This window comes from Aquimarina brevivitae, assembly GCF_004216895.1.
GTDB lineage: Bacteria > Bacteroidota > Bacteroidia > Flavobacteriales > Flavobacteriaceae > Aquimarina > Aquimarina brevivitae.
On record NZ_SGXE01000001.1, the window covers coordinates 1,008,379 to 1,034,435 of the forward strand.

Below are 26,057 nucleotides of genomic sequence, written 5' to 3' on the forward strand. Positions count from 1 at the left end.
CTAAATTAAACTAGCTCATTTTTAACAAAAAATTATACTTAACGCAAAAATAATATTAATTCCTGAAAAGTTTAACAGTAGCTTCAAGATCACCTTCTTTGATTTTTAAAATATACAAACCAGGACTCAATGCCGAAATGTTTAACTCTTTTCCTATCAGCACTTTAAACAATACGCGTTTGCCAAGTACGTTATAGGCTGTTACAGTTTTGGTTTTATTAGACGTGGAAGTAATATACACCTTATCCCCGCTAACGGGATTAGGAAATACTTGAAGACCGTCTATGGCTCGGGAAATTTTCGATTTTGGTGAAATTATTTCTTGTTGCGCATTTACTTGAGCAGTAAATACCATCAAAAAAACACCAATACATGTGATTACATAGTAGATTTTCTTCATACGTGGTTATTTTGGGACTATAAAGATAACCTTAAAATTATAAATTTTTAATTAAATCAACACTTTTTTTAAGTAAAAATTGGTCTTAACGTTTTTTTTGAGGTTTTGACAGCGTGAGCCTACGGTTTTTTAGGAAAATGATAAAAAAAACTATTAAATATTTGAAAATGAATAAGATGAAAGAGGTCTATGCAGTGTTGACTATTTGAATTTACCCTTTAAAGTTCTTATTAATTTTATTTTTTTAATGTAATTCTAGTTCTGATGCAGCGTTTTCGCGTTAATTACATAAGTTTTTATTTTTAAATAGGTTGGGTTTATCTAGTAACACTAATTTATAATGAGGTTTTAAGATCGTTTATCCCGATAAGGTAAATTTAAAAAAAAGACCGCCATTTGGCGGTCTTTATACATCTTGTGTTACACTGTTTTTACTTATAGACTTGTAGCCCAAGCAAAATCAGCAGCTGTTGTTGTAGAAGTGCTATAAGAAGCAGCTTCATTAGCATCTGCACCGTCAGCTTGTAAGTTTGAAGCTGGAGCACTATCTCTAAAATCAAACTGAGTGTCAAATCCGGTTAAAGAAAGACCGTTGATTGTAGCACCAGAATTATTTTTGATTTGGATTCCAGTACCACCTGTAGTAGATACAGCGGTAAAGTTAACCAAGGTTGGGTTATTGTTTACCCCATCTGCTTCAATAGCAGTTGAAAAATCAGCGATAGTAATATTAACGAACGTATTAGTCAATGTTCCGTTCCATCCTTCAGTCCAGTCTACTGCATCATCTTCAAGATTTTCTGCATAGAAGTTAGTCATGTTTACAGTTCCACCAAAGAATTCCACTCCATCATCAGAACCTCCGATTACGGCTACATTAGAAATCGTTGTACCGTTCCCAACTGCGTATAATGTTAATCCGTTAAATTGAGAATCAGCGTTGATCTGAGCACCAGTGTTTTTAAGTACTAAGTAGTTAATTGTACCAGAGTTGTCTGCGTCATTAGTACCACCATATACTAGTCCACCAACTTCAGCAATAGCATCAACACCTTCAGTCGTTGTAGCATCACCACAAATTAGTAAACCACCCCAAGCTTGACCGTCAACAGATTCCATTACTACTGGACTAGCCATAGTACCCTGAATATCAATGCTAGCACCTTTTAATACTGCAATATAGTTAGCTGTACCTGATTCAGAAACAATCTTTGTTCCTGCAGGGATAGTTAAAGTAGCTCCGTTACTTACCAGTACTGGACCACTAACAGAATATTCCACCGCAGCGTTTAAGGTAAGGTCATTAGAAATGTTTGCTGGTAATTCTGTATCAGAACCTACATCAGCGTTAGTTATCCAAGCAAAAAGGCTTGCATTGGTAGAAGAAGAACTAAATACAGCATCAGCTGTAGTATCAGCATCCGCACCATCAATTTGTAGGTTAGAAGCTGGAGCACTGTCTCTAAAGTCAAAAGAAGTATCAAAACCAGTTAATGTTAATCCGTTGATAGTAGCACCAGAATTATTTTTGATCTGGATTGCCGTACCACCAGTAGAAGAAATAGCAGTAAAGTTTACTAAAGTTGGGTTGTTATTTACTCCGTCTGCTTCAATTGCAGTTGAAAAATCTACGATAGTGTTAGTAACATAACCGTTAGTTAAAGTACCATTCCATCCTTCAGTCCAGTCTACTGCATCATCTTCATTATTTTCTAGGTACATATTCGTTACAGAAACTGTTCCTCCAAAGAATTCAACACCATCATCAGTACCGTTGATGATACCTACGTTGTCGATTGTAGTACCAGAACCTACAGCATAAAGGGTAAGACCATTAAACTGAGAGTCTGCGTTGATCTGAGCACCAGCATCTCTGATGATTAGGTAATCGATATTACCTGAGCTATCAGCATCATTAGTACCTCCATAGATCAATCCACCAACTTCAGCAATCGCATCTGTACCTTCAGTAGTTGTAGCATCTCCACAGATTACTAATCCACCCCAAGCACCTGCTTGACCGTTAGATCTCATAATTACTGGGTTAGCGGCTGTACCTTGAATATCAATATCAGCGCCTTTAAGAACTGCTAGATAATTTTCAACACCTACATTAGATACGATTTCAGTACCTGCTGGGATCGTTAAAGTCACGCCTTGTGCAACCGTTACGGTTCCTGTAATTCTATATTCAATTGTTGGGTCTAAAGTTAAATCCTCATCAATAATTCCATTTAATTCAGACTCATCAACTGGAGTTGGACCAGGAGCTGCATCGTCGTCATTACTACAAGCTGTAGATAACAAACCTGTAATAAATAATAAGCTTAAAAATTTACTTAACGTTTTCATCATTGTTTATGTTTAATTAAAAGTTTTAAAATGTATACTTGAGACTTAAGGAGGTCTCTATCCCCGTAGAATATGATAATATGGTACTTTCAAATTGATCCCCGCTTACTACTTCTTGTATAAACTGTCTTCGTTTAATCGTTGGGTTTAATAAGTTTTTAGCCGTAAGCCCTAAACTCCAATGGTCATTGAATTCTTTATTAGCAATAAAATCTAGGGTTACAAAACCTTGCTCTATGATTTCACCATTAAAGAATACATCGGGTTGCTGTTGGTTTCTAGGTGCTCCTAGCGCAAATATCTTGTCAGAGGCATAGTTTCCGGTCAGTGTAAATTCATAAGGAGTATCGTTACCAGAGTTATAGGTTAAAGACAAGTTGGTAATCCAGTCTGATGCCCCTTCAACACCTATTTCGGATTTACCTCCGTATTTAAAGGTTTGTTCCAACGTTCCATCTGCTCTAAATACATCCTTTAAATCTTGTTCGTGATTTAAATAAGATACATTACCACTTAGTCTTAGGCTTTGAGAAGCCTCTTGTTTTTTTATGATATAAACTCTACCCTCTAATTCAACTCCAAAAATACGTGCTCTATCACCAGTGTTGAAGTAAGAAAAGATATCTTCTCCACCTCTTTGTAATCCACGGTTGATAGGATCTTCGATTCTTTTGTAGAAAGCACTAAAGGAGAGTAGCTCATCATTTTGAGGAAAGAATTCTACTTTAAAATCAAGATTAAAGTTCTTTGATCTTTCTACATCCGGATTCCCTTGAAAAACCTGTCCTACCTGAGAAACATATTGGAAAGGTGCAATCTCTTTAAATTCAGGTAAGGTTTGACTAACACTACCCGAAAGACGTAAGGCTAATTTATCGCTCAGTTCATACTTCAGGTTTACGTAGGGATAAATATTGTCATAATTTTTATTGGATGTTCCAACCCTTGCCTGACCTGTAGCTGGATTCACATAATTACCTACATTAAAGTCTACATCAATTTCATCTTTTTGATAGCGCACACCAACTTGTGCTGTAAATTGTTCAAACACACCGGTAAAATCGGCAAAACCAGCATAGGAAAGTAATGTTGCGTCATAGGTGTCAACCGGTTGTACATTAAGTTGTAATAACCCATTGTCAAAATTTTCTTGTGTAAAAATCGCCCCAATATCATCTATAGAAGGAGGGTTGATATCTGATCCGCTACCTTCTTCGATTCCAAAGAATCTAGAGGTAAAATCTCTGGTTTTGTTTCTAACATCACCTCCTACATTGGCTACAAAGATCTTATTGTCATCCTCATCACGTTTGAAAACTAATTCATCCGAGATTCGTGCATTTAGTTCCAGGTCTGTAATTTCCTGAACGGATTTTCTTTGTTGAAAACCTCCGGTAAACCCTAATTCAATGATACCGTCTTCGTTTTCGGGAGTGTTAGGGTTATCATTAAGAATGTTAACTTCATTTCTGATACGGTTTGGTTCATTAGCTACTAAGTAGTTAAACCCTGCTGCCCAGTCTAAGGAGTTATTTTTTGATATGTCATGTTTTCCTATAAGCTGAGTAACTGAAAGTAAAGTATTTTTAATGTTTTGATCTCTGATAAATTGTGAACCTTCTTCAATATTATCAAGTTCTTCAAATATTTCAGTAGTTCTTTCTCGTCCTGCTTCTAGGGTTTCTTCAAAAGCTTTATTAATGACAAAGGTGTTGAAGGTTAGATTGTTGTTATCGTTTAGTTTGTACTGACTATGTAACATTCCGGTAGTGTTTACCGTTCTTAACCATCTTCTTAGATCATCAGGTGGCACAAAATCCCGTAAGTTACCTTGGTCATATTCTCTAAACAATCCTTCTCTATATTCGTGATCAACAGACTGACCTCCGCTAAAATATAATTTCCAATTTCTTTCTTCACCTATTATTCCTCCTACATTAAATCCAAAGCCATAATTGATTGGCGAGGATAACTGAGTTGGGTTCCAGGATTGTTCTGTGAGTGCGTTTACAAGATTGTCTGATTGATATGCACGGTTGTAGATACCTAAAGTGATATCATTATTAGTTGCCGTTCCTTTAAAATTACTAAAGATCTCACTATCTCCAACGTTGGAATTTATACCGCTGGAAACACTAGATCCGATATCTTTATTTTTGGTAACAATTTTTGAAACAATATCGATATTACCTGAAGCTAAATCTGCGGAATTGTTAGGAGAAAACGTTTTGCTGATGGAAACATTTCCGATGAATCGTGCAGGGAATAACTCTAAATTAATATTCTTTTTGTCAATATTATCAGATGGTATTGGCAAACCGTTTAGTGTCGTACTCAAATAACGATCCCCTAAACCACGTACATAAATATCGCCAGATCCTTCAGTTTTGGACACACCAGATATTTTTGTAGTAGCTGCAGAAGCATTAGAAACTCCAAGAGTTTGTAGTTGTTCTGCACCAATACTTTCTTTAACGATTACTGCGTTTTTTTGCTCTAAAAGCAAAGCTTCTTCGCGTTCTCTATTGGTTACTACTTTAATAAATACTTCTTCGAGTGCTGCTGCTGTAGCACCCATAGTTGCATTAACTACAGCTACTTTATTAGGTTCTACAACAACATTTGGTATTTCTACCGTTTGATACCCCGTAAAACTAAATTCTAAGGTATACGTTCCTGGTGGAACACTGTTGATTTCATATAAACCATCGAAATCTGTGGAAGATCCTTTTGAGGTTTCTTTGACAATAACATTGGCAAAGGGTAGTGGTTCATTGTTATTTTCTTTGTCTAATAATTTTCCTGCTACGCTTCCTGTAGCTTCTTGAGCATTGGTAAATCCAATCACTAACAGCGCTATTGCTGTAAAAATTCGTATCATGTCGTATTCGTAAAAATCTGGTACAAATAAATACGGTTTTACAGTAAAACTTTTTAGCTAAATATTATCCTTGTTTTAAGGGATTGTGATGCTGGTAAAAATTGATCAATACTACGTAACAAAAAGATAACACAGTAAAGAAATTGTATTTTAAACCTTGGTTGTCAATTAGTTGTAGTATTTAGATTTGAATTACTAAGAATTAATTTAAAAAATGAATGTTAACTTATTACTATCAAACTGTTTATTCGGCATTAATTAAGCTTTAATAACATGTTAAGTGCAAATACGGTAACTTTTTAGTTAACATAGTAGTAAAGTGTTAAAATCTAATTTGGTGAATTCGGTTAGCCGAATTGCTAAAATAATGGAGAAATTGGTGTCGAAAAAGAGAAGGTATCGGGAGGTTACGTAATGTAGGAATTCGCCAACCCCCCTTACCTTCTACGAACACGTATTTTTATAGAATTCCTAGAAGAAACGTATTGGCTAAAAACAAAAGTTGATCTTGTTTTATTTTTTCAATGTTCAAGAAAAGAGCTACTGTTCGTTGTGTGCTCTGTGGTTACAAATAAAAAGAGAATAAAGCATTAAGCTTTTAAGCTAATCTTATAGTTGTATTATGGTAGTGTAACCTTAATGCTAAGAATGAAAATAAAAGGTTAAGACGTGATCGATAGTTTATGTAAAAAAGTAGGCTGTTTAAAAAGCTATAAAGGATTTACATTGATTGGGTTAAGTGGAATTCTAAGTCTTAGTTGGGCCAAGATTTTAGAGACCCAATATTATCAATACCCTTATCAGATAGCTTTTTAAACAGCCTGTACTATGGTGGCTAAATTTTCTAATTTAATTAGTTACGAGTCCACCCTGCATTCCAAGAGTTGTAATCAGCACCTACACCATTACCTACTCCAGTAATTACATCAGCTTCATCAAATGTAGCGCCAGTATCATTTTTTAAGGTTAGTGTAATATCATCAAATGTAATATCAGTTACTGAAGTTTCACCGTTTAATACACCTGTACCTGTTTCCGTATCATCAAGATCAAATCCTTCGGCAAATCCTTGTAGATACACGTTAGTAAAAATAGCTCTTGTTCCTGCACGCAAACGGATGGCTTCGTTTTGGTTAGAGGATCCAATACCGTTAATGGTTAGGTTTGTAATTGTTGGAGCAGACCAAAATACAGGATCTGCGTTGTTACCAATATCGGTGTTAAAGCCATCTCCTTCGATACCTTTGTCATGAGCCTGTCTGTGCTCAATATACACGTTAGTTAAGGATCCTGTGTATCCTTCAGTCCAGTCTACAGAATCATCTTGCGCCCCTATTACAGAGATAAATGAAGCGTCAACAGTTCCTCCAAAAAATTCTACACCATCATCAGCACCTTCAAACGCTTGAATGTATTGAATGGTAGTTCCATTACCTACGGCATAAAAAGAGAATCCATTATTTTCTGAAGCGGCGTCTGCAGCACCACCAGAGTATTCAATACGTACATATCTAAGAATACCTGAATTATCGTTTGCATCACTACCACCATAAGGAAGTCCTCCGATCTCAGAGGTAGAGGTAGCATCACCACCTACAACAGAATTTATTGGTGCTCTACCTAATATAATAAGACCACCCCAATCCCCAGGGTTGGGTGTAGCAGTAGCTGAGGTAATTACGATTGGGTTTGACGATGTACCCTCTGCATTGATCATTCCGCCTTGCAAAACTGCAATATATACATCAGATCCGGTCGCAGCTTTAACCACTACGCCTGGCTCTACAGTAAGTGTAATTCCATCAGGCACTATTAAAGCGCTGTTTAGCGCATATTCATTTCCGGTTACAAGGGTAAGATCTTCAGTTAAGGTACCTCCAATTACCAATTCAGAAGGATCTACCGTTTGTCCTCCATCGCCAATAGTAATATTTACATCAGCAGTATCATCATTTGCACATCCTACAAAAAGCGTAGCTATGGCAAATACGTTCAATAATAATATGTTTGCTTTCATATCTTCTAGTTATTAATAAATTCTATTTGTGTTCGTATTAATTAAAAAGTGTATTTGAATTGTAATCCGAAGTTTATACCTCTCTTATAGCTAGATAGTGCAAATTCATCTATCGGATTAATTTCGTTATTTTGATTTCTGGTAAATGGAATGTTTAAGGTAGTCAGTACATCCTCAGAGATCGTAGCATTTTCTCGAACTCTTTCAATGGTTGGGTTCAATAGGTTTTTAATGCTAAGATTGATTTCGAAGTTGTCGTGGATTTTATTTTTCCAAACAAAATCTAAAGTAGGTACTCCTTTTTCTACAATATTTCCTAATTGTCCAGCTCCTAATGCGTCAATTCTATCAGAAAAATAAGAGAATACCAGGTTAGCTACGGGCTTGTAGGTTCCAAATGTTGGTGTATAGCTTACATCCGCATTTACTAAGAATGGAGAAGCTCCCTGTAGTTCGTCAGAATCTCGGTTGAAGTTAGTATTAAACGTTCCTGAAACTGTTTTTAGATCCTGCTTAGTTGACGTATAGGTTACGTTTAAACCAGCAGATAGCAAGCTTTCATCTTCACCTTTAGATAAAAGGGATTTGCGAGCTTCTAATTCAAGTCCAAACACCTCTGCCTTATCACCAGTTCTAAAGAAACGTTGCGTTCCTGTTGCATCATTTGCAGACACCAAGTTTACCGGGTCATTAATTTGCTTTGCAAAAGCAGCTACAGAAAATACCTGACCACGCTCAAAGAACCACTCATATTTTAAATCTAAATTGATGATAGAAGAGAATGCCGGATCATTCAATAAATCTGGATTTCCACCGATACGATCGGTTACGTTTTCATAAACGAAAGGCGCTACTTCTTTAAACTCTGGATTAGAAACGGTTCTACTCGCAGCAAAACGGATGTTTTGATCTTCGTTTAGTGCATATTTTACATTTAAACTAGGTAGTAAAAAAGTTTCTGAAGCTTCATTACGGCCTGGATTGTTGAATACTAGGTTAATTACATCATATTCGATACTTTGGTTAAAAGACTCTACACGTAGTCCAGGAACAAAAGTCCACTTTTCACCAACTTTATAAATTGCGTTACCATATAAGGCGTGCACGTTTAATTTTCCTGTATACGTATTTTCAGCTAACCCTGGTAAATTTGTATCTCCTAATCCAATGGACGGATTAATCGGATTGATAACCACAGTATTGTAGATCAAACCTAAGTTCTCTCTATTAAAAATACTATTAAAGTTGTTAACGTTGGTAACTTCAGTATTTGGTTCAATGATGCTTAATCCAAAACGTTGGTTATCAAAAGCACGTTCTTTGATACGTCCATTATATCCAAAATTAAAAGAAAGCTTTTCTGAGTTTTTATATTCTAAGTTAACTCTAGCATTCCACTCTTCGTCTTCAATATTTTGAAAATAACGTTGGTTGTCAAAATCCACATTACGATAAAGTACTGGATTTGTAGTTGGGTCATTATCCTGCGATAAATCAAATTGCTCTAAGGCAATACGCTTTCTGTCTGGTTGACGCGCTAATACATTATTAAATCCAATTCCGTAGTCGAGCTCTATTTTATCATTAATTTTACTAACGCCTGATAATTGGTTAACAAAGATCATATCTTGCTCAAACTGTACATTTTGAGTGAAATAACCAAAATCATCGATATCAGCAATGGTATTTCTATTAAATCCATTACCATCTATTCCATAACGACCTACTTCATCAGTAGCGTCATTAATAAATAAAGAAGTAAACTTTATTCTGTGATCTGGATTTATTCGGTACAGAAGGTTAGTCATCGCAGTAGTAGTGCGGCTGTATTCAAAGGCTTCAGCGACTCTAAAGATTTGATTCTCTACCGCAGTTACGTTTGCCTCTTGTCCTCTTCTATATTCAAAACTACTACCAAATGAAGCCGTAGCAAATACACTTAGCTTTGATTCTTCTCCAATGTTCCAGGATTTACCAGCGGATATAGACCCTGAAAGACCAACAGGCCCACCTGAAGAAACTGGATCCACACCGTGTGATAGGATCACTGCAAAAGGATTATTGCTATATCTATTATAAAATCCAAATAAACCTGTTCCTTCACTCTTTAAAAATTGCTTGCCTATAGCAGCAGAGTTAATGCTATTTCCTAAATCAGCGTCAACAAACGCGCTTCCTACGTGCTCTTTTGCTGTAATATCTACATTACCTGCTGCAAAATCTCCGTAAAAATTAGCGGCATAGGTTTTACTTACACCTATGTTTTGAATAACATCTGATGAGAAAAGACCAAGGTCAATATTCTTTTTGTCTACGTTGTTAGCAGGAAGCGAAAGACCATTAAGTGTAGTGTTAAGATATCGGTCTCCTAATCCTCTAACGTATACATTTCCTCCGCCTTCTTGTTTGGAGATTCCTGAAATTTTTGTGACTGCAGCTGCTGCATTACTTACCGCTTTATTAGAAAGTTCCTGTGCACCAATACTCTGCTTTTGAACAACTGCCTTTTTTTGTTCTAGTAGTAAAGCCTGTACGCTTTCTTTCTTAGTACTAGTGGTTTTGATGACCACTTCATCTAAAGCAGCTGCACTTGCTCCTAAAGTTGCGTTTACCGTTATGGTTTGTCCCGCAACAATTGTAACTTCTTTGCTTATTGTTTCATAACCGATAAAACTAAATTCTAAGGTGTAAGAACCTGCTTGGATGCCTTCTAAGGTATATAAACCATCAAAATCAGAGGTAGTACCTTTTGTAGTTCCTTTTATTAATATATTAGCGAAGGGTAAAGGTTGTTCTCCAGACTCCTTATCTAATAATGTTCCTGTAACAGTTCCAGTGTCTTGCGCGTATGTAATTCCTACAAAACATAGCGCAAGTAAGATTGCTATTTTTTTCATGTACGTGTTCGTAAAATTCGGGGCAAAGAACGCGACAAGTTGTTAAGTAGGTGTTACTCAAAAATTAAATAAGCGTAATAATAGTGTTACCTCAATGTTACCAAAAAAGTATAACGTTAAGCAGGTGTTATCTCAAGAAGGGATAGAAACAGAAAAACTCTGCACTAGGCAGAGTTTTATATATTTTAAAATAGTATTTTTAAGAGTTAATTGTTCATATTTACCACAAAGTCGCTTTTGTTAGACCAAGTGGTAACAGTAGCAATAGTATTGTCCGTGTAGTTAACTTCAGATAATTTATTTTCATTCCAGAAAAACCATTTTCCAGTTTTTACACCATCTTTATATTGCCCCATAGCGATTTTATTTCCGTCAAGGTCATAAGACTTCCATTCTCCGTGTAGTTTGCCCTCAGCATTGTAAAACCCCTGTTGCCTCACTTCACCATTATCATAATAAAAGGTACCTTTAATAAAGTCTCCTTGTTTTTCAAATTTTGGTTTAACTTCCTGACCCATCATTGATGCAGAGAATAAAAATACCAGTAAGATTGCTAAATTTTTCATATCGGGACGAATTTTAAAATTGGGGTTTCTTAATATTTATATTACAAATATAACATTAATTTTACTTTCAAGCAACATTTAGGTAACATTAAATTAACATAGAACATATATTTAACTGATTATCAACATTTTATTAAGTTAACTTTGTGTTATCAAGTTAATATTGGAGACTGAATTGAATATAAATTGTCCAACTACCAATACATCTAAAAACTTTTTGCTATTCGTAGCTATTGATTTTATGGGGGATTTCAGCTATTGGTAACTTAGGCTAGTAGAGTAACTTAACCTCGTTTTAACCAATAAACTTATTTCAAAATAAGATGATTCCTACTTTAAACCCTAAAAAGATAACATTGGAGTAACATTTGACTAGAATTTAAATAACATTTTTGTGCTCAATATCTATGTGATTAATGCTATGAATGATATTTATCTTTTAATGATCGTTGCGCTTGCTTTTTTAGCGATAGCGGATTTGATCGTTGGTGTAAGTAATGATGCTGTAAACTTTTTAAATTCCGCTATTGGTTCCAAGGCAGTTTCTTTCAGAACAGTAATGATTGTAGCCAGTTTAGGAATTGCATTAGGTGCTATTTTTTCTAGTGGATTGATGGAAGTAGCCAGAAAAGGGATTTTTAACCCTGGAGAGTTCTACTTTAATGAGATCATGATTATTTTCATGGCGGTAATGATAACCGACATCTTGTTGCTTGATTTCTTTAATTCCTTAGGGATGCCGACCTCGACTACAGTGTCAATTGTATTTGAACTTCTTGGGGCTGCGGTATGCGTTTCATTGTTAAAAATCAGTGCAGACAGCGCTATAAGTTTTGAAGATCTAGGTAGTTATATCAATACCAAAAAGGCAAGTGAAATTATAGCTGGGATTTTATTGTCGGTAGTAGTAGCCTTTTCTATTGGGGCAGTAGTGCAATATTTCTCAAGGTTATTACTTTCTTTCAATTTTGAAAAGAAGGCAAAATGGCTCGGTGCTTTATTTGGAGGTTTGGCATTAACTTCCATCCTTTATTTTATATTTATTAAAGGAATTAAAGGAACCAACTATGCAGACGCTATAGTTTCTGTTTTACAAAATGATTCAGGCTTAAGTTTTTTAGAATGGGCAAACGCGCATTTCCAAACCTCTTTTGAGTCAGTTAAAGCCCTAATCGCAGCTAAAGGCGAATCTCATATTATTGACCCAGAAAAAGGAACGCTTTCCTTAACCTTAAGAGGAATGCTCGAAACCAATGTGTTAACCATTGTAGGCATTGGCTTTATTGTTCTTTCTGCTTTGTCTTATGTATTTATGACTGCTTTCAAAGCAAACATATATCGTATTATTATAATTGTAGGAACTTTTGCGCTAGCCTTGGCATTTGCGGGTAATGATTTGGTAAACTTTATCGGTGTACCCATCGCAGCTCTAAAAGCTTATCAAGCCTGGGAAGGATCCGGACAATTAGCTACGGAGTTTTCTATGGAGGTTTTAAGTGGAAAGGCAGAGACGCCTACCTACCTATTACTAGCATCGGGGATGATCATGGTATTAACCCTTTGGTTCTCGGCTAAGGCGAGGGATGTAGTAAAAACATCTATTGATTTATCACGGCAAGGAGACGGTCAAGAACGATTTAAACCTAATTTTTTATCCAGAGGTATCGTAAGAGGTACTGTAGCAGTTTCAGAATTTATAAATTCAATTTCACCTGCACGTTTCCAAAAGTTTACTGAAAAACAGTTTGATCAAGCTGGTGTACCTAAAACTGCAGTTAAGCGCGAGGATCAACCAGCTTTCGACCTGGTTAGGGCAGCCGTGAATCTTATGGTAGCAGGGGTTTTAATATCTATAGCAACTTCTATGAAATTACCGTTATCAACTACCTATGTAACCTTTATGGTTGCTATGGGAACTTCTCTAGCGGATCGCGCCTGGGGTACAGAAAGTGCGGTATATCGTGTAGCTGGAGTATTAAATGTAATCGGGGGGTGGTTCTTCACAGCACTTAGCGCATTCGTGGCTGCTGCGGGGATTGCATTTTTGATCAATTTTGATCAACCAATTATGACCGCTGTATTACTATTGGTAGCAACTTTCTTAATTGTAAGAAACGCTATACGTTATCGCCAAAAAGCCAGAGCAGAAAGAGCGGAGGACAAATTAAAAAAATCTGAAAGTAGCTCAATCCAAGGAGTTATTGAAGAAAGTGCAGATAATATAAAGTCTTTTGTTAATCGAAGCAATAAGATTTATAGTAGTACGATTGATAGTTTGGCAAAGTACGACTTATCTAACCTAAAAAAGAATAGAAAGGGAATAGCAAAGCTGGAAAAAGAAATTGAAGGATTACGTGATAATATCTTCTATTTTATTAAAAACTTAGATGAATCCAGTATCGGCGCCAGTAACTTTTATATATCTATTTTAGACTACTTAGAAGATATGACCCAGTCGTTGGAATATATATCTAAGGTAAGTCATAAGCACGTAAACAATAACCATAAAAAGTTGCGTTTTAATCAAATCAAAGATTTAAAAGAGATTGAAGAGCGATTAGAGAAGCTTTTCAAGCATATTAATGACATTTTTGATAAACGTACGTTCTCAGAGTTAAATGGTATCATAAATGAAAAGCAAGAGTTGTTTGGCATTGTTACGGACAAGATTAATAAACAAATCTCTAGAACACGAACAGAAGAAAGTAGCCCAAAGAATACAACTTTGTATTTTAGCCTGTTAACTGAGACAAAGGATTTAATAGAATCTACAATGGATCTGTTAACTACCTACAGGGATCACCAGTAAGTTATCTGCTTCGTTAACTTAATGTTATGTTTATGAAATTTTTAGGTTAGATTATGCTTCTGGGCTTAAAAAGATATGAATACTTTCATTTAACATAGTATATTTACGGAATTAGATTACTAACTCAATCATAATGGACACAAAAGATATAACCATTTTATTAGTCGATGATGAACCGGATATTCTAGAAATTGTAGGGTATAATTTATCATCAGAAGGCTATACAGTGGTTACTGCCAAAAATGGTGTTGAAGCCGTTAAAAAAGCAAAGAAAAAGAAGCCGCAACTGATCATCCTTGATGTAATGATGCCAGAAATGGATGGTATCGAAGCTTGTGAGCAAATTCGAAAAATACCAGACCTACAAAATACTATAATTACCTTCTTAACTGCCAGAGGAGAAGATTACTCTCAGGTAGCAGGATTTGATGCTGGAGCTGATGATTATATCACCAAACCCATACGGCCAAAAGTTTTGGTTAGTAAGGTAAAAGCTTTATTAAGAAGACTTAAAGAAGAGGATACCTCCAGTAATATTGTCCGTATCGGAAATTTGGTTATTAATAGAGACGAATACAAGATCATTAAGGATAAAAACGAGATGGTATTGCCAAGAAAAGAATTTGAATTATTATCTTTATTAGCCTCTAAACCCGGAAAAGTCTTTAAACGCGAGGATATCTTAGATAAAGTCTGGGGTAATGAGGTTATCGTTGGTGGAAGAACAATTGATGTTCATATCCGTAAACTTAGAGAGAAAATCGGAGATAAAAGTTTTAAAACGATAAAAGGAGTAGGATATAAGTTTGTAGTGTAAATGGCAGAGAACTTTAAAAAGTCGTATAGGTTTGCCTACCTTTCGTCTTTATATATCACATTATTACTAACGCTCGTATTGAGCGTTTTTTTGTATTTCCAGTCTGCATTAAATGCGATTAGCATCATGGTTTTCTTACCGGTAAGTTATGCGGTATGTTTTTTTATTATCCAGTATCGGGTAGAGAAGTTCATCTACAGGCGTGTGCGCAAAATCTATGATGACATTGAGATGCTAGAAATGGATCCCGTTGGCGATAGCCCGGTGACTACCGATATGCGGACATTAATCAAAGAAGTTGAAAAATTTGCAAAAAACCGTAAAAAGGAAATCGAAACTTTAAAAATTCGAGAGGACTATCGAAAGGAATTTATGGGTAACGTTTCTCATGAGTTGAAAACCCCTTTATTTACAGTACAGGGCTATCTGTTGACTTTATTGGACGGCGCCATGAAGGATAAAAAAATCCTGAAAAAATACTTAGAACGGGCCAACAAGGGAGTAGAACGTTTGATTTATATCGTAAAGGACCTCGATATGATAACAAAGCTCGAAGTTGGAGATCTGAACCTCAACTATACAAATTTTGATATCGTAGAATTGATACAAAGTGTGTTTGATTTGTATGAAATGAAGGCTGCAAAAAAGAAGATCATATTGACTTTTGACATGCATTATCAAGAGCCTATTATGGTGCACGCGGATAAAGAAAGGATACAACAAGTGCTTTCGAATCTAGTGGTTAATTCCATAAAATATGGTAAAGAAGATGGTACTACAGAAGTAAGTATTGAAGATCTGGTAAAAAGTAAAGTGATCGTTAGGGTTACCGATAATGGCGAGGGTATTGCACAGTCGCACATACCTCGCTTATTTGAACGCTTCTACAGAGTAGATAAAAGCGGCTCCAGAAAAGAAGGAGGTTCTGGCTTAGGATTGGCTATCGTAAAGCATATTATTGAAGCCCACCACGAGCGGATCTACGTAGAAAGTGACTATAGGGTAGGAAGTGAATTTTCATTTACGCTGGAAAAAGTTAAAAAGTTCCCCGTAGTCGATCTCGGTACTGAAACTGTGTAGCCCTTTGTATTGTGTGATGTCTTTTAGTTTTGAGATGGTAAAATCATTCTGATTACAACTCGGTACCAGTTTAAAATTTCGCAAGCGCTCTGCGATATACTCTTGCTCAAACTGACCAGGGGTAGGTATAAAGAAGGCTTTCTTTTTCAGCTTCGCTAAGTCCATAACAGTGGTATATCCTGATCTTGATATGATAAGATTACTAGCATTTATGGTATTTTGAAGCGCTTCTCCTGTAAGAAAATTATGAATTACGATGTTGTTTTTAAGATAGGTTTTATGTTCTTCTTCGATAATACCCCTAACTAATACAATACGTTGATCACTCTGTTCAAATTCTCTCAGTAACTTTTGCTCTAGCAACGTACGTTGTGGCTCTGGACCAGAAAGTAATACCATAATATCAAATTCATTATCCACATATTTATATTCAAATCGACTCAAAGGACCCAAATAAGTAACAGGAATACAACTTCGTTTAGGATGACCTAAAGCACCGCTTAGATTAGGGTTATCGGCCATATCCGGTACCCAACAGACATCAAATTTCTTGATATAGCGATTATGTATTTTCGTGCTAAACAAAGTGGTTCTGCCACTTAAAACCGTAAGTTGGTGAGTGATAAATACAGAGGGAACTCTTTCATCACGTACGCCCATTCTGTTATCTGAAATTATAGCACAAAAATCTTCATTATCAATTATCTTTTCAGTAATTCTTTTTTCCTGTGCGATAGCTCTCACGATTTTTGGACTATTGAGAAGCATTTTAAGCTTAAACGTACTTTTCTTCTTGGAATATTTAATATGGTACGAAGGCATTACTTTATAGTGCAGTTTGGGAAACTCCTTTCTTAAAAGTTCTAGTGCTTCACCATCAGTAGCTATGACGGGTATAAAGTCTTCGGATAGAAGTGCATTAATAATAGGAATGCATCGGGTGGCATGACCCAACCCCCAGTTTAAAGGCGAAACAAGTACTTTTCTGCTCAAAATATAGTCGGTTTAGTAATGCTAATATTATTTTTTTGTCATCTCTAAAGTAGTGTTATTACCTTATGCATATATTTCCTTAATTTTACCAAAAAATTAAGAAATTGACTCGTGGGTAGTAAGAATAAGCTTAAAAGGTTCAAGGAAAATAAAACATTTACGAATGTAATAGAACCTACTAGAAATGAAGTAATTAATGATACGCATCAATTATCGGGTAACTGGAATGAAAAGATATTTAAAAATGATAATCCAATCATTCTTGAGTTGGGTTGTGGAAAAGGTGAATATACCGTTGGTCTGGCCGAACGTTATCCGGATAAAAACTTTATAGGTATAGACATAAAAGGAGCTAGATTTTGGAGAGGTGCAAAAACTGCTATAGAAGATGGTTTGTCTAATGTGTATTTTATCCGCACTCAGATAGAATTAATTACCCATCTTTTTGATCAAAACGAAGTAGCTGAAATTTGGATTACATTTCCGGATCCTCAGATCAAATATAAAAGAACTAAACACCGACTGACCAATCAAGCTTTTTTAGAGCGATATAAAACAATTTTAAAACCAGATGGGGTAGTGCACTTAAAGACCGATAGCGAGTTTATGCATGGGTATACCTTAGGCCTGTTGCACGGTGCCGGCCACGAAGTATTGTATGCTAACCATAACATATATCATAATGAAGGTGCGCCAGAGGTGGTTACCGCGATAAAAACGTTTTATGAAAAACAGTTTTTAGAACAAGATAAGCCAATTACTTATATTACCTTTAAAATCTCCTAAATTGTCTTTAGCTTGGAAATAACTAAACTCTTTTTAATCACTTTTTTTGCTTCTCTCGTAGGGGTTATACCACCGGGTTTGGTAAATATGACAGTAGCCCGAACCTGTTTGGAACGAGGAAAGCAAAATGGTATTTTGGTCGCAGTTGGTGCTTCCTTTGTTGTGTTTTTTCAAGCATTTGTTGCTATTTTATTAGCTAAATACATTTTTAATAATGTGTACATAAAAAATATGCTATTGCGAACAGGAGCAGTAATTTTTCTGCTTATGGCCATCTATTTTTTTGTAAAGGCAAGACAACGTCAAACTAAGATAAGAGTCTATCGAAAGGCGGATACGCGTAGCTTTTTTAAAGGTGCTATGATATCGCTGATCAACGTTTTGCCCATACCTTATTTTTGCGCTGTAGCAGCTGGTTTAAGTGTTAGCGGTAAATTGAATTATGATATTATAAAAATGTTGCTTTTTGCCTTTGCAGCTTCCTTAGGAACCTTTGTTACGCTTTATTTTTATGTGTTTTCATTCCTAAAAATAGAAAAAAGGACCGCTACAATTACAAAATACTCCAATTACTTTATGGGGATTTTAATGCTCATTTTAGTACTCATTACAATGGCCAGAATCATTTATACATGGGAGTAACGGATTCATCTAGTTTTTTTGATCGGGTATATGAAGTAGTACGCAAAATACCTCAGGGAAGAGTCACCTCTTATGGCGCTATTGCTCGATATTTAGGTGCTACTCGAAGTGCTAGAATGGTAGGTTGGGCGATGAATGCCTCACACAATCTAGATGATGTACCTGCCCATCGCGTAGTCAATCGACATGGTGTGCTTACCGGGAAGCATCATTTTTCGGGTACCAATGCGATGCAACAATTACTGGAAAGTGAAGGCATTAAAGTTATCGATAATCAAATTCAAAATTTTGAGGAACTTTTTTGGGACCCCTTGAAAGAGCTTTAGATGATCTTATATCATTAAGGTGTGATTACAAAACTATACATGCTGCAATCTTTATTAAAAGTAATAAAGTGTGTATTCCTAGGTTTATAAAAACAAGATGACTTCTTTTGTTAACGACACTTAGGTTTATTAAAAAGTAATTCCTAAACCTGCGGTAATTAACGAAAAATCCTCATTACCTATTTTTAGGTGTTCAAACCCTCCAAAAAAAGTAAGGTTACGATAATGGTAATTTAGTAAAGGTGTAATTCTTAAAATATCTTCATCATTAATAAAAGATTGATTTAAGGTAAGCTCTAGACTCAGCGGTCGTGCAATAAATGCTTCAGCTCCCAGACCATAAGCAAAACCACCATGATCTACGAAACCATCTGCATAGGTGAAGCCAAGACCCCACCACAAATTGAATTTTTCAGTACGTACACGATGGTATTTACCAAGAAACGTATATAAAGCAAAACTATTTTTTTCAAAATTAACGCTTTCTTCCCATAATTGAAGGTAATTAAATTCTACACTCATTCTTGGGATAAAGTGAAAATCAAAATTGAAATGGTTACCATAAAGCTTGCCATTTTCTGCTACAAAACGAGAATTAATATGAAAATTCATTAAACTAGCATCATCCCCCCATTCATAGGTAAAATTTCCTTTTTTTGCACTGTGATAGGGATATTTGGTCAAATGTGCAGTACTGGCTGCGTGTTCTTTTTCTTCAGGCATTTCGATCAATAGGCCGTATGTTGCCCCAAAAGCTATTTTGATAATAGCCGTAACAAAAAATTCTGTTATACCGGTGTTACTATTAGAGGAGTTACTATTGCTGTTTCGAGAATACCTGGATCTGGGCGGATGATCCTCCTTTTCTTCTTTTTGAAGACTTTTTTGGGCTCGATCTAATTTGCCCTGTGCATTGATAGTTTGTGAAATAGTTAGTAATGCTACTATGAGCAATAATTTGTGATTCATGTGAGTAATTTGTGTTTTAGGTATATACTATTTATTTAAAACAGTAGCCGTCCATCATAAATTATGCCAATACCCATTGCAAAAGCCGATTAAAGTATAAATCAATTCGATTTTGGTGTTTTATTATCTTAACTTTTAGAACTATCTTTGCATTTAGATTTAATCTAGATTAAAGTAACTAGAAGAATTATAGAAAAAGAAAATAGTCATTTGATGAAGTTAGAAAAAGCCGAAATATTAAAAGCCTTAGAAACCATAACTGTAGCCGGAGAAGGTAAAAACATGGTGGAGAGCGGTGCTGTAAAAAACGTGATTACTTTTGGTGATGAGGTTATTGTTGATTTGGTATTGAATACTCCTGCTTTGCATATAAAAAAGAGAGCAGAAGTTGATGTGCTCAAGGTGATACAGGAAAAGGTTTATGAAAAGGCTAAGGTGAAGGTGAATGTGAAAGTGGATGCTCCGGCAACTGATAGTAAAACGCCTAAGAACGAAATTAAAGGGAAACCGATTCCAGGAATTAAAAATATTATTGCGGTAGCTTCTGGTAAAGGTGGGGTAGGTAAATCTACCGTCACCGCAAATTTAGCAGTCACCCTTGCTAAAATGGGATTTTCAGTTGGTTTGCTAGATGCTGATATTTATGGCCCTTCTGGTCCTATAATGTTTGATGTAGAGCGCGAGAGACCGTTATCTGTAAAAGTAGGTAATGCATCTAAGATGAAGCCTATCGAAAATTATGGCGTTAAAATACTATCCATTGGATTCTTTACCAAACCCAATCAAGCTGTGATTTGGAGAGGTCCTATGGCTGCGAAAGCACTGAATCAAATGATCTTTGATGCCGCTTGGGGAGAATTGGACTTTTTATTGATTGATTTACCACCAGGTACAGGAGATATCCATCTTTCGATTATGCAATCCTTGCCAATAACGGGTGCTGTAGTAGTAAGTACACCGCAGAACGTAGCATTAGCGGATGCCCGAAAAGGAGTTGCAATGTTTCAGCAAGAAAGTATCAATGTTCCTGTTTTAGGGATTATTGAAAATATGGCGTATTTCACACCAGATGAATTGCCTAATAATAAATATTACATCTTTGGTAAGGAAGGTGCAAAAAATTTAGCAGAAGACCTTGAGGTTCCATTCCTTGGAGAAATCCCTTTGGTGCAAAGTATCCGAGAGGCGGGAGATATAGGTAGACCAGCTGCCCTGCAAACAGCTACACCTATAGAAAAGGCTTTTGAAGATATTACTAAAGAGGTAGTGCAAGAAGTAGTAGCGCGAAACGAAAATTTACCTCCGACTGAGGCTATTAAAATAACAACCATGGCAGGGTGTTCTGCTGTTAAAAAATAAGACGATGACATCAGAAGAGTTACGTATAAATGTAGAAAAAGCATTGGATGAAATCAGACCATTTTTGCAAAGTGATGGTGGGGATATTTCATTGATCTCTATTGAAGATGATAAAAGGGTTAAAGTCCAGTTAGAAGGCGCCTGTGTAGGTTGTAGTGTTAATCAAATGACCTTAAAATCTGGTGTAGAGATGACCATCAAAAAGCACGCTCCTCAAATTGAAGAGGTGCTTAATGTGGAGTAACACTTTTATTTTTAAAAGTATTATATAAAATCAGTAAGTCTTTGAGGTCCTTCTAAAGGAATTCTAATAATTTTTAATACACCATCCTCTGTGGTAGCAATTTGCCATTTGATAAGCGAGATTGCTCCATTTTCAATTTCCATACCTGTAATAGATCTGGGATGTACACAACTACCATCGTTAAATAGCAAAGGCTCTCCAACTTCTGGAAAACGAGGTCTATGCGTATGCCCGATCACCGTAAATTGATTATTATTCTGTAAAATCCATTTTTTAAGCCGTCTTTCTACCTTTATGGTTTCTTTAAAATTTTGAGCTGGGCTAGTAGGATCAGATATACCGATTACCTGAAGTGGTTTCCAGAGTACACGTACTAAAAATCGGTGCAATCGCCAACCCACATAATTCATAAAGTCGGCTTGATGCCCGTGAAGCAGAAATAGTTGCTGTTGTGTCTCTGTATGTTTTAATAGGATGGCTTCTTGATACTCAATACCAGGGAAAAGAGGTAACTTTTTACCGGTTTTATGATCAAAAAAATAGCTCAATGTTTTTTTTACATATTTTGGGTCTCTATACACCATATCGTGGTTCCCCCAGATCATATGCAGTCGGTTTTCTTGATAAAAACGCTGTAGTAGACCGTAGACATCTTTATGGGCCCTAAAAATGGTCTTGAAACTTAAATTTTCCCAAAGTTCGTCGCCATCTCCTAATTCACAATAGGTAAAACCTTCATTATAATAATGTTTTAAAGCGTGATAGTAGATATTTCTATTGTTGGCAAAATCGTCTGCAAAGCTGTTATCACCTCTATGACAATCACTAAAAAGTACAAACTTTGAATTATCATTAAAAGGAACAACTAAGGCATTTTTATAAGCTCTATCTAATCGATATTTGTGAAACATAGCTAAGCTTTACTTCCCTGAGTTGAGGAAGTAAATTTAGTTAAATGTATAAAATTACAAAGTTGCATACTAGTTTATCGATGCATTTGATCAAGGATTTCGATAATTTCAGTTTTTTTGCGAACAGACACGGGTATATTTTCGCCATTTTTTAGCAGTAGGTATCCACCATCACTCTTAATGAATGCACTGATGCATTGCAGATTGACGAGGTGACTTTGATGCACCCTTAAAAACTGATAGTTCTTCAACATATCTGCAAAATACTTTAAGGTCTTGGTTACAAAAACCTTTTGTCCATCCTTTAGATAAAATATGGTATTATTACTATCCGATTCACAGCGTATGATGTCATCTAGATTAACAATTATAATTTTATCAAGCGTGTGCAATGAGATTTTATCAGGTTTTTGCTCCGGAGAGGTAAGCGTATCTTTTAAAATGCTTAAGCGTTCTCTGTTGGGCTGAATTTGTTCTTTAGCTCGGCTTATCGCCTCGGATAGCTCTTGACTAGAGTAGGGCTTTAATACATAATCTATGGCGGCAAAGCGAAAGGCTCGTATCGCAAACTCATCACTGGCAGTAACAAATATTATTTTTGATTTGAGATCTGGGAAAATTTCAAGAATATCGAATCCTGTTCCATCACCGAGCATGATATCTAAGAAAAGTATGTCTGGCTGTTCATTTCTCAATGTTTTGGCAGCTTCAACCACACTCTGAGCGGTATTGATTATTTTTAAGTCTGGGTGATTAGCTTCAAGATCACTTTTAAGCAATTGAAGCGCATCGGGCATATCTTCAACAATTACAGCAGTAAGCATAATTTAATAGTCTGTTAGTAATGGGATTTTAAATTCAATTTGGGTTCCTTTTATAATTTGATCCTCTACGATCTCCTTCATAACCAAAGTATTTTTGCCGGCAATAGACTCTAATCGTTCTCTTGTTACTGTAAGTGCCATAGATTGATGGTCTGTTTTTGTTTTTTCTTTCTTTTTTTGCGAAGTAAATATACCTGGTCCATTATCTTCAACGCTACAAACCAAGAAATCGTCTTCGGCACGGAATTTTATCTTTAAAAGACCTTCGCCTTCACCTTTTAAAATACCGTGGCGAACAGCATTTTCTACAAAGGGTTGAATCAACATTGGAGGTATCAAAATTTCTTCAGGATCTATGTCCAAATCTAAGGATATTTGATATTTAAAAGGTTTATTAGACATTAATTTTTCGATTTCTACGTAATGTTGAATCGTTTTCATTTCTTGATCCAGGGTGATGTAATCTTTTCTTGAATTATATAGGGTTTCTCTAAGTAAAGTGGCAAAAGTGTTTATGGTGGTTTTCATTTTTACCGGATTACTAGTACTCATTGCCTTAATACCATTTAGAGCATTAAATATAAAATGCGGATTCATTTGTAATCGCAATGCTTTTTGTTCTAAGGAAAGTAAGTGATTTTGCATTTCTAAGCGTTTTTTCTCCTCTTGATTCTTTTTCTTAAATCTTCTTACGGATGAAAAAGTAATAAGGGCAATCAGTAACACAATACCTCCAAGCACGGACCATTGAAACCAGGTTTTTTTATAGATTGGACTATCAATAAAAAAATGAAAGGTTATAGGGTCACTTTCTTTATAGCGAAAGTTTCGGGATTGAGCAGAAAAAACGTGCGGCCCATAGGCTAAGCCTGCAAAATTTTGTTTACTTTCTGAACTCCAGGGACTCCACTCCGAATTATTTAATTTATAGCGATACTTTATATCACCAGGATGATCCAGGTCTATGGTTTTATACGAAAATGAAAGCTCGGTTTGTTTTGGACTTAACTTTAGTACATGGTTGTCCTTTGCCCAGGCATTAACATTTATACTATCGATACTACTGTAAGAGACTTCAATGTTTTCAAAGAAAATCTGAGGTTTAATGGCTTCTTTTGTAGAGGTAACCGGATGATATTTGGTTAGTCCATAAATCGCACCAAACCATAAATTTCCTCGATTGTCATTGATAGATGCGTTAAGGCAGGTTTCAATTCCTAGAAAACCATCATTTCTACCAAAATGGTAAATATCCAATATGGTATTATCTGAATCTAGTTCTATCTTGTCGACGCCTTTTTCACTACCTACCCAAAGATTACCCACATCATCAAAAACCATTTGATAAATATTATTGGAGTAGAGTTCTTTATTTCCCTTAATTTTTTTGAAGGCTACATTTTTATTCAAATCTGAGTAATAGATTCCTCTGCCTCCTGTACCGAGATATAGGTAGTCGTTATGAATTAGAAGCGAATTAATTGCCGTCTTTTGATTAATGATATTTCCTAAGTGGTTGACCTTGTCATTTTCGATATACCCCAAATGGCCATTCTGGGTGGCGTACCAAATTTTATTATCCGGAGCCAAAATCATATGGCTCATCTGCAAATCTTTAATACCATTCCTGGAGCCAAATTTCTTTACTTTACGTAATCGTTTTCTTTTGAGATCATATTGAAAACGAAGAATACCAGTAGAGTAGGTTGCTGCCCATACCGTGTCACCTTGTACAACTAGGGTTCGTATCCAGTCTGAAGGTAATCCTGTATCGCTGTCGATAAGGTGATTTTTAAAAGAGGTAACCTGAACTGTATCTGTAAGAACTTCGAATTCTTGCTGCTCGGGTACGGTCCGTATCGTGTCGATAGCAATACTATCTTTAACGATTCTTTGTTTGAAAAGAATACCTTTTCCATCGGTACCTGCCCAGATATTACCAGAGGTATCACTAGTAATGGTTTTAATTTTTATTTCTGCTAAACGATCATCTTGCGGTATGTGAAAAATACCGGTAGAATCAATTTTTACTAAACCGGCTTCAGAATTAGAAGCCCAAATTTCATCATTTACTGCATGTACAGCGTATACTCGATCTCCTTTGAGACCATTATTTTCGTCAAAATGGATAAAGTTATTTTCAAAATATTTATATAAACCGCCACCTGAGGTTGCTATCCATATATTTGATTGTCGATCTATGATGGTTTTTCGGATATGAGATACTTTAAGGCCATTTTTCTTGCCGATTGTTCCGGATTGATTTAATGTATTGAGATGTATAATCACAATACCTTGACTATCCGTAGCAAGCCATAACTCATCTTTATAATGGACCGTCATATGATTGATAGAACTGGTATTGTATATCCAATCGTTACCGTAAGATTTTCCTTTAGTTTGAATGGTCAGGATACCAATATCAACCGCTGCAGTGTACAATACGTCATTGTGGATAGAAGCGGCCGTAAAGTTAAATGCACTGTGTCTTGCTAAAATTTTGGAATCATTGGTCAATTCACTGAACTTCCATAACCCTTTATTACTTGCAATCCAATAGAGTTTACCATCATATACAATGTCATTGATAATACTAGTGTTGAGATTGGGATTGAGATTTAGTTTTTGTAAGCCTTCATTCTTGTTAAATTGATATAAACCAATATTGGTAGCTAAGAGTATCTTATTATTGAGGCGTATGATTTTATTAATCTTGGGGCCTTCTACATTATGAAAATGTTGTTTATATTTAATCGAAAGTCCTCTTCGGGTTCCTATAAAGAGCGAATCATTGCGCTGTGCTAAGGAGAAGATATAATTAGAGAGCAGTCCGTCTTCTTCGTTCCATACTTTAAATTCTTCGCCATTAAATCTACTAAGGCCACCTCCTTGTGTACCAAGCCAAAGGTATCCTTTTTCATCCTGAAGCATATCAAAAACCTGAGATTGAGGCAGACCATCCTCTAGTGTATAGCTCTGTAATTGATTACTTTGTCCTGAAACTAGTACAGGAGCAATTACGATGGAAATAACGAAAATATACCGCGTTAAGAACTGGATCATTGAAGCAAATTCTGGTCTTTACAAATATAATCAACACAATTATAATTTACCGCGTATAACAAGAAAGATCGGTAAGGATAGTTGAGTTATCGCTATAAATGTAATCAGAATGTGATCAATG

General features: G+C 35.8%; 19 protein-coding genes. 8 read left to right on the plus strand and 11 right to left on the minus strand.

Features of this window, described 5'->3' with window-relative positions; genetic code table 11:
- Positions 1-55: 55 nt before the first annotated feature.
- The 6 genes from EV197_RS04180 to EV197_RS04205 form a co-directional block, all read right to left on the minus strand.
- Entirely contained in the window at positions 56-400 is a 345-nt protein-coding gene (locus EV197_RS04180; RefSeq protein ID WP_130285475.1) for a T9SS type A sorting domain-containing protein, read from the minus strand.
- A gap of 435 nt (positions 401-835) precedes the next feature.
- Positions 836-2,755 (minus strand): beta strand repeat-containing protein, encoded by a 1,920-nt coding sequence (locus tag EV197_RS04185; RefSeq protein ID WP_130285476.1) that lies wholly within the window; start codon positions 2,753-2,755, stop codon positions 836-838.
- A 22-nt stretch (positions 2,756-2,777) separates the two neighbouring features.
- Positions 2,778-5,633 (minus strand): TonB-dependent receptor, encoded by a 2,856-nt coding sequence (locus tag EV197_RS04190; protein WP_242610686.1) that lies wholly within the window; start codon positions 5,631-5,633, stop codon positions 2,778-2,780.
- Positions 5,634-6,486: 853 nt separating this feature from the next.
- Positions 6,487-7,650: a multidrug transporter gene (locus EV197_RS04195; RefSeq protein WP_130285477.1), complete on the minus strand. Its 1,164-nt coding sequence runs from the start codon at positions 7,648-7,650 to the stop codon at positions 6,487-6,489.
- Positions 7,651-7,691: 41 nt separating this feature from the next.
- Positions 7,692-10,547, minus strand: a complete 2,856-nt coding sequence (locus tag EV197_RS04200; RefSeq protein ID WP_130285478.1) for a TonB-dependent receptor — start codon at positions 10,545-10,547, stop codon at positions 7,692-7,694.
- A gap of 206 nt (positions 10,548-10,753) precedes the next feature.
- A complete protein-coding gene (locus tag EV197_RS04205; RefSeq protein WP_130285479.1) occupies positions 10,754-11,113 on the minus strand; it encodes a toxin-antitoxin system YwqK family antitoxin in 360 nt (119 codons plus the stop codon).
- Positions 11,114-11,534: 421 nt separating this feature from the next.
- On the opposite strand from EV197_RS04205, the gene EV197_RS04210 reads away from it, so the two are divergent.
- From EV197_RS04210 to EV197_RS04220, 3 genes are all read left to right on the plus strand, one after another.
- A complete protein-coding gene (locus EV197_RS04210) occupies positions 11,535-13,922 on the plus strand; it encodes an inorganic phosphate transporter (RefSeq protein ID WP_130286186.1) in 2,388 nt (795 codons plus the stop codon).
- Positions 13,923-14,055: 133 nt separating this feature from the next.
- Positions 14,056-14,739 carry a response regulator transcription factor gene (locus tag EV197_RS04215; protein WP_130285480.1) on the plus strand — a complete coding sequence of 228 codons (684 nt, stop codon included), beginning with the start codon at positions 14,056-14,058 and terminating at the stop codon, positions 14,737-14,739.
- The gene (locus EV197_RS04220; RefSeq protein ID WP_130285481.1) at positions 14,740-15,819 is read left to right on the plus strand and encodes a sensor histidine kinase; all 1,080 of its coding nucleotides are present in this window, start codon (positions 14,740-14,742) and stop codon (positions 15,817-15,819) included.
- Here the strand turns inward: EV197_RS04220 and EV197_RS04225 are convergent.
- The gene (locus EV197_RS04225; RefSeq protein ID WP_130285482.1) at positions 15,757-16,812 is read right to left on the minus strand and encodes a glycosyltransferase; all 1,056 of its coding nucleotides are present in this window, start codon (positions 16,810-16,812) and stop codon (positions 15,757-15,759) included. The genes EV197_RS04220 and EV197_RS04225 overlap by 63 nt on opposite strands.
- Positions 16,813-16,923: 111 nt before the next feature.
- On the opposite strand from EV197_RS04225, the gene trmB reads away from it, so the two are divergent.
- Genes trmB through EV197_RS04240 form a run of 3 tightly spaced genes read left to right on the plus strand, consistent with a single transcriptional unit; the run spans position 16,924 to position 18,566 of the window.
- Positions 16,924-17,598, plus strand: a complete 675-nt coding sequence (trmB, locus tag EV197_RS04230) for a tRNA (guanosine(46)-N7)-methyltransferase TrmB (protein ID WP_130285483.1) — start codon at positions 16,924-16,926, stop codon at positions 17,596-17,598.
- A gap of 12 nt (positions 17,599-17,610) precedes the next feature.
- Positions 17,611-18,240, plus strand: a complete 630-nt coding sequence (locus tag EV197_RS04235; protein WP_130285484.1) for a LysE family translocator — start codon at positions 17,611-17,613, stop codon at positions 18,238-18,240.
- Positions 18,231-18,566: an MGMT family protein gene (locus EV197_RS04240; RefSeq protein WP_130285485.1), complete on the plus strand. Its 336-nt coding sequence runs from the start codon at positions 18,231-18,233 to the stop codon at positions 18,564-18,566. The genes EV197_RS04235 and EV197_RS04240 overlap by 10 nt, the downstream gene beginning before the upstream one ends.
- A gap of 129 nt (positions 18,567-18,695) precedes the next feature.
- On the opposite strand, the gene EV197_RS04245 is transcribed toward EV197_RS04240, so the two are convergent.
- Positions 18,696-19,535 carry a hypothetical protein gene (locus tag EV197_RS04245; protein ID WP_130285486.1) on the minus strand — a complete coding sequence of 280 codons (840 nt, stop codon included), beginning with the start codon at positions 19,533-19,535 and terminating at the stop codon, positions 18,696-18,698.
- A gap of 213 nt (positions 19,536-19,748) precedes the next feature.
- On the opposite strand from EV197_RS04245, the gene EV197_RS04250 reads away from it, so the two are divergent.
- The gene (locus tag EV197_RS04250) at positions 19,749-20,894 is read left to right on the plus strand and encodes an Mrp/NBP35 family ATP-binding protein (protein ID WP_130285487.1); all 1,146 of its coding nucleotides are present in this window, start codon (positions 19,749-19,751) and stop codon (positions 20,892-20,894) included.
- 4 nt (positions 20,895-20,898) lie between these two features.
- Complete coding sequence (locus EV197_RS04255) at positions 20,899-21,138, plus strand: NifU family protein (RefSeq protein ID WP_130285488.1); 240 nt, start codon at positions 20,899-20,901, stop codon at positions 21,136-21,138.
- A 20-nt stretch (positions 21,139-21,158) separates the two neighbouring features.
- Here the strand turns inward: EV197_RS04255 and EV197_RS04260 are convergent, their stop codons facing one another.
- The 3 genes from EV197_RS04260 to EV197_RS04270 all read right to left on the minus strand — a co-directional run bounded on the left by EV197_RS04260 (position 21,159) and on the right by EV197_RS04270 (position 25,936).
- Complete coding sequence (locus tag EV197_RS04260) at positions 21,159-22,049, minus strand: metallophosphoesterase family protein (protein ID WP_130285489.1); 891 nt, start codon at positions 22,047-22,049, stop codon at positions 21,159-21,161.
- Positions 22,050-22,123: 74 nt separating this feature from the next.
- Positions 22,124-22,873 (minus strand): LytR/AlgR family response regulator transcription factor, encoded by a 750-nt coding sequence (locus tag EV197_RS04265; RefSeq protein ID WP_130285490.1) that lies wholly within the window; start codon positions 22,871-22,873, stop codon positions 22,124-22,126.
- Between the two features lie 3 nt (positions 22,874-22,876).
- Complete coding sequence (locus tag EV197_RS04270; protein ID WP_130285491.1) at positions 22,877-25,936, minus strand: sensor histidine kinase; 3,060 nt, start codon at positions 25,934-25,936, stop codon at positions 22,877-22,879.
- Positions 25,937-26,057 lie beyond the last annotated feature (121 nt).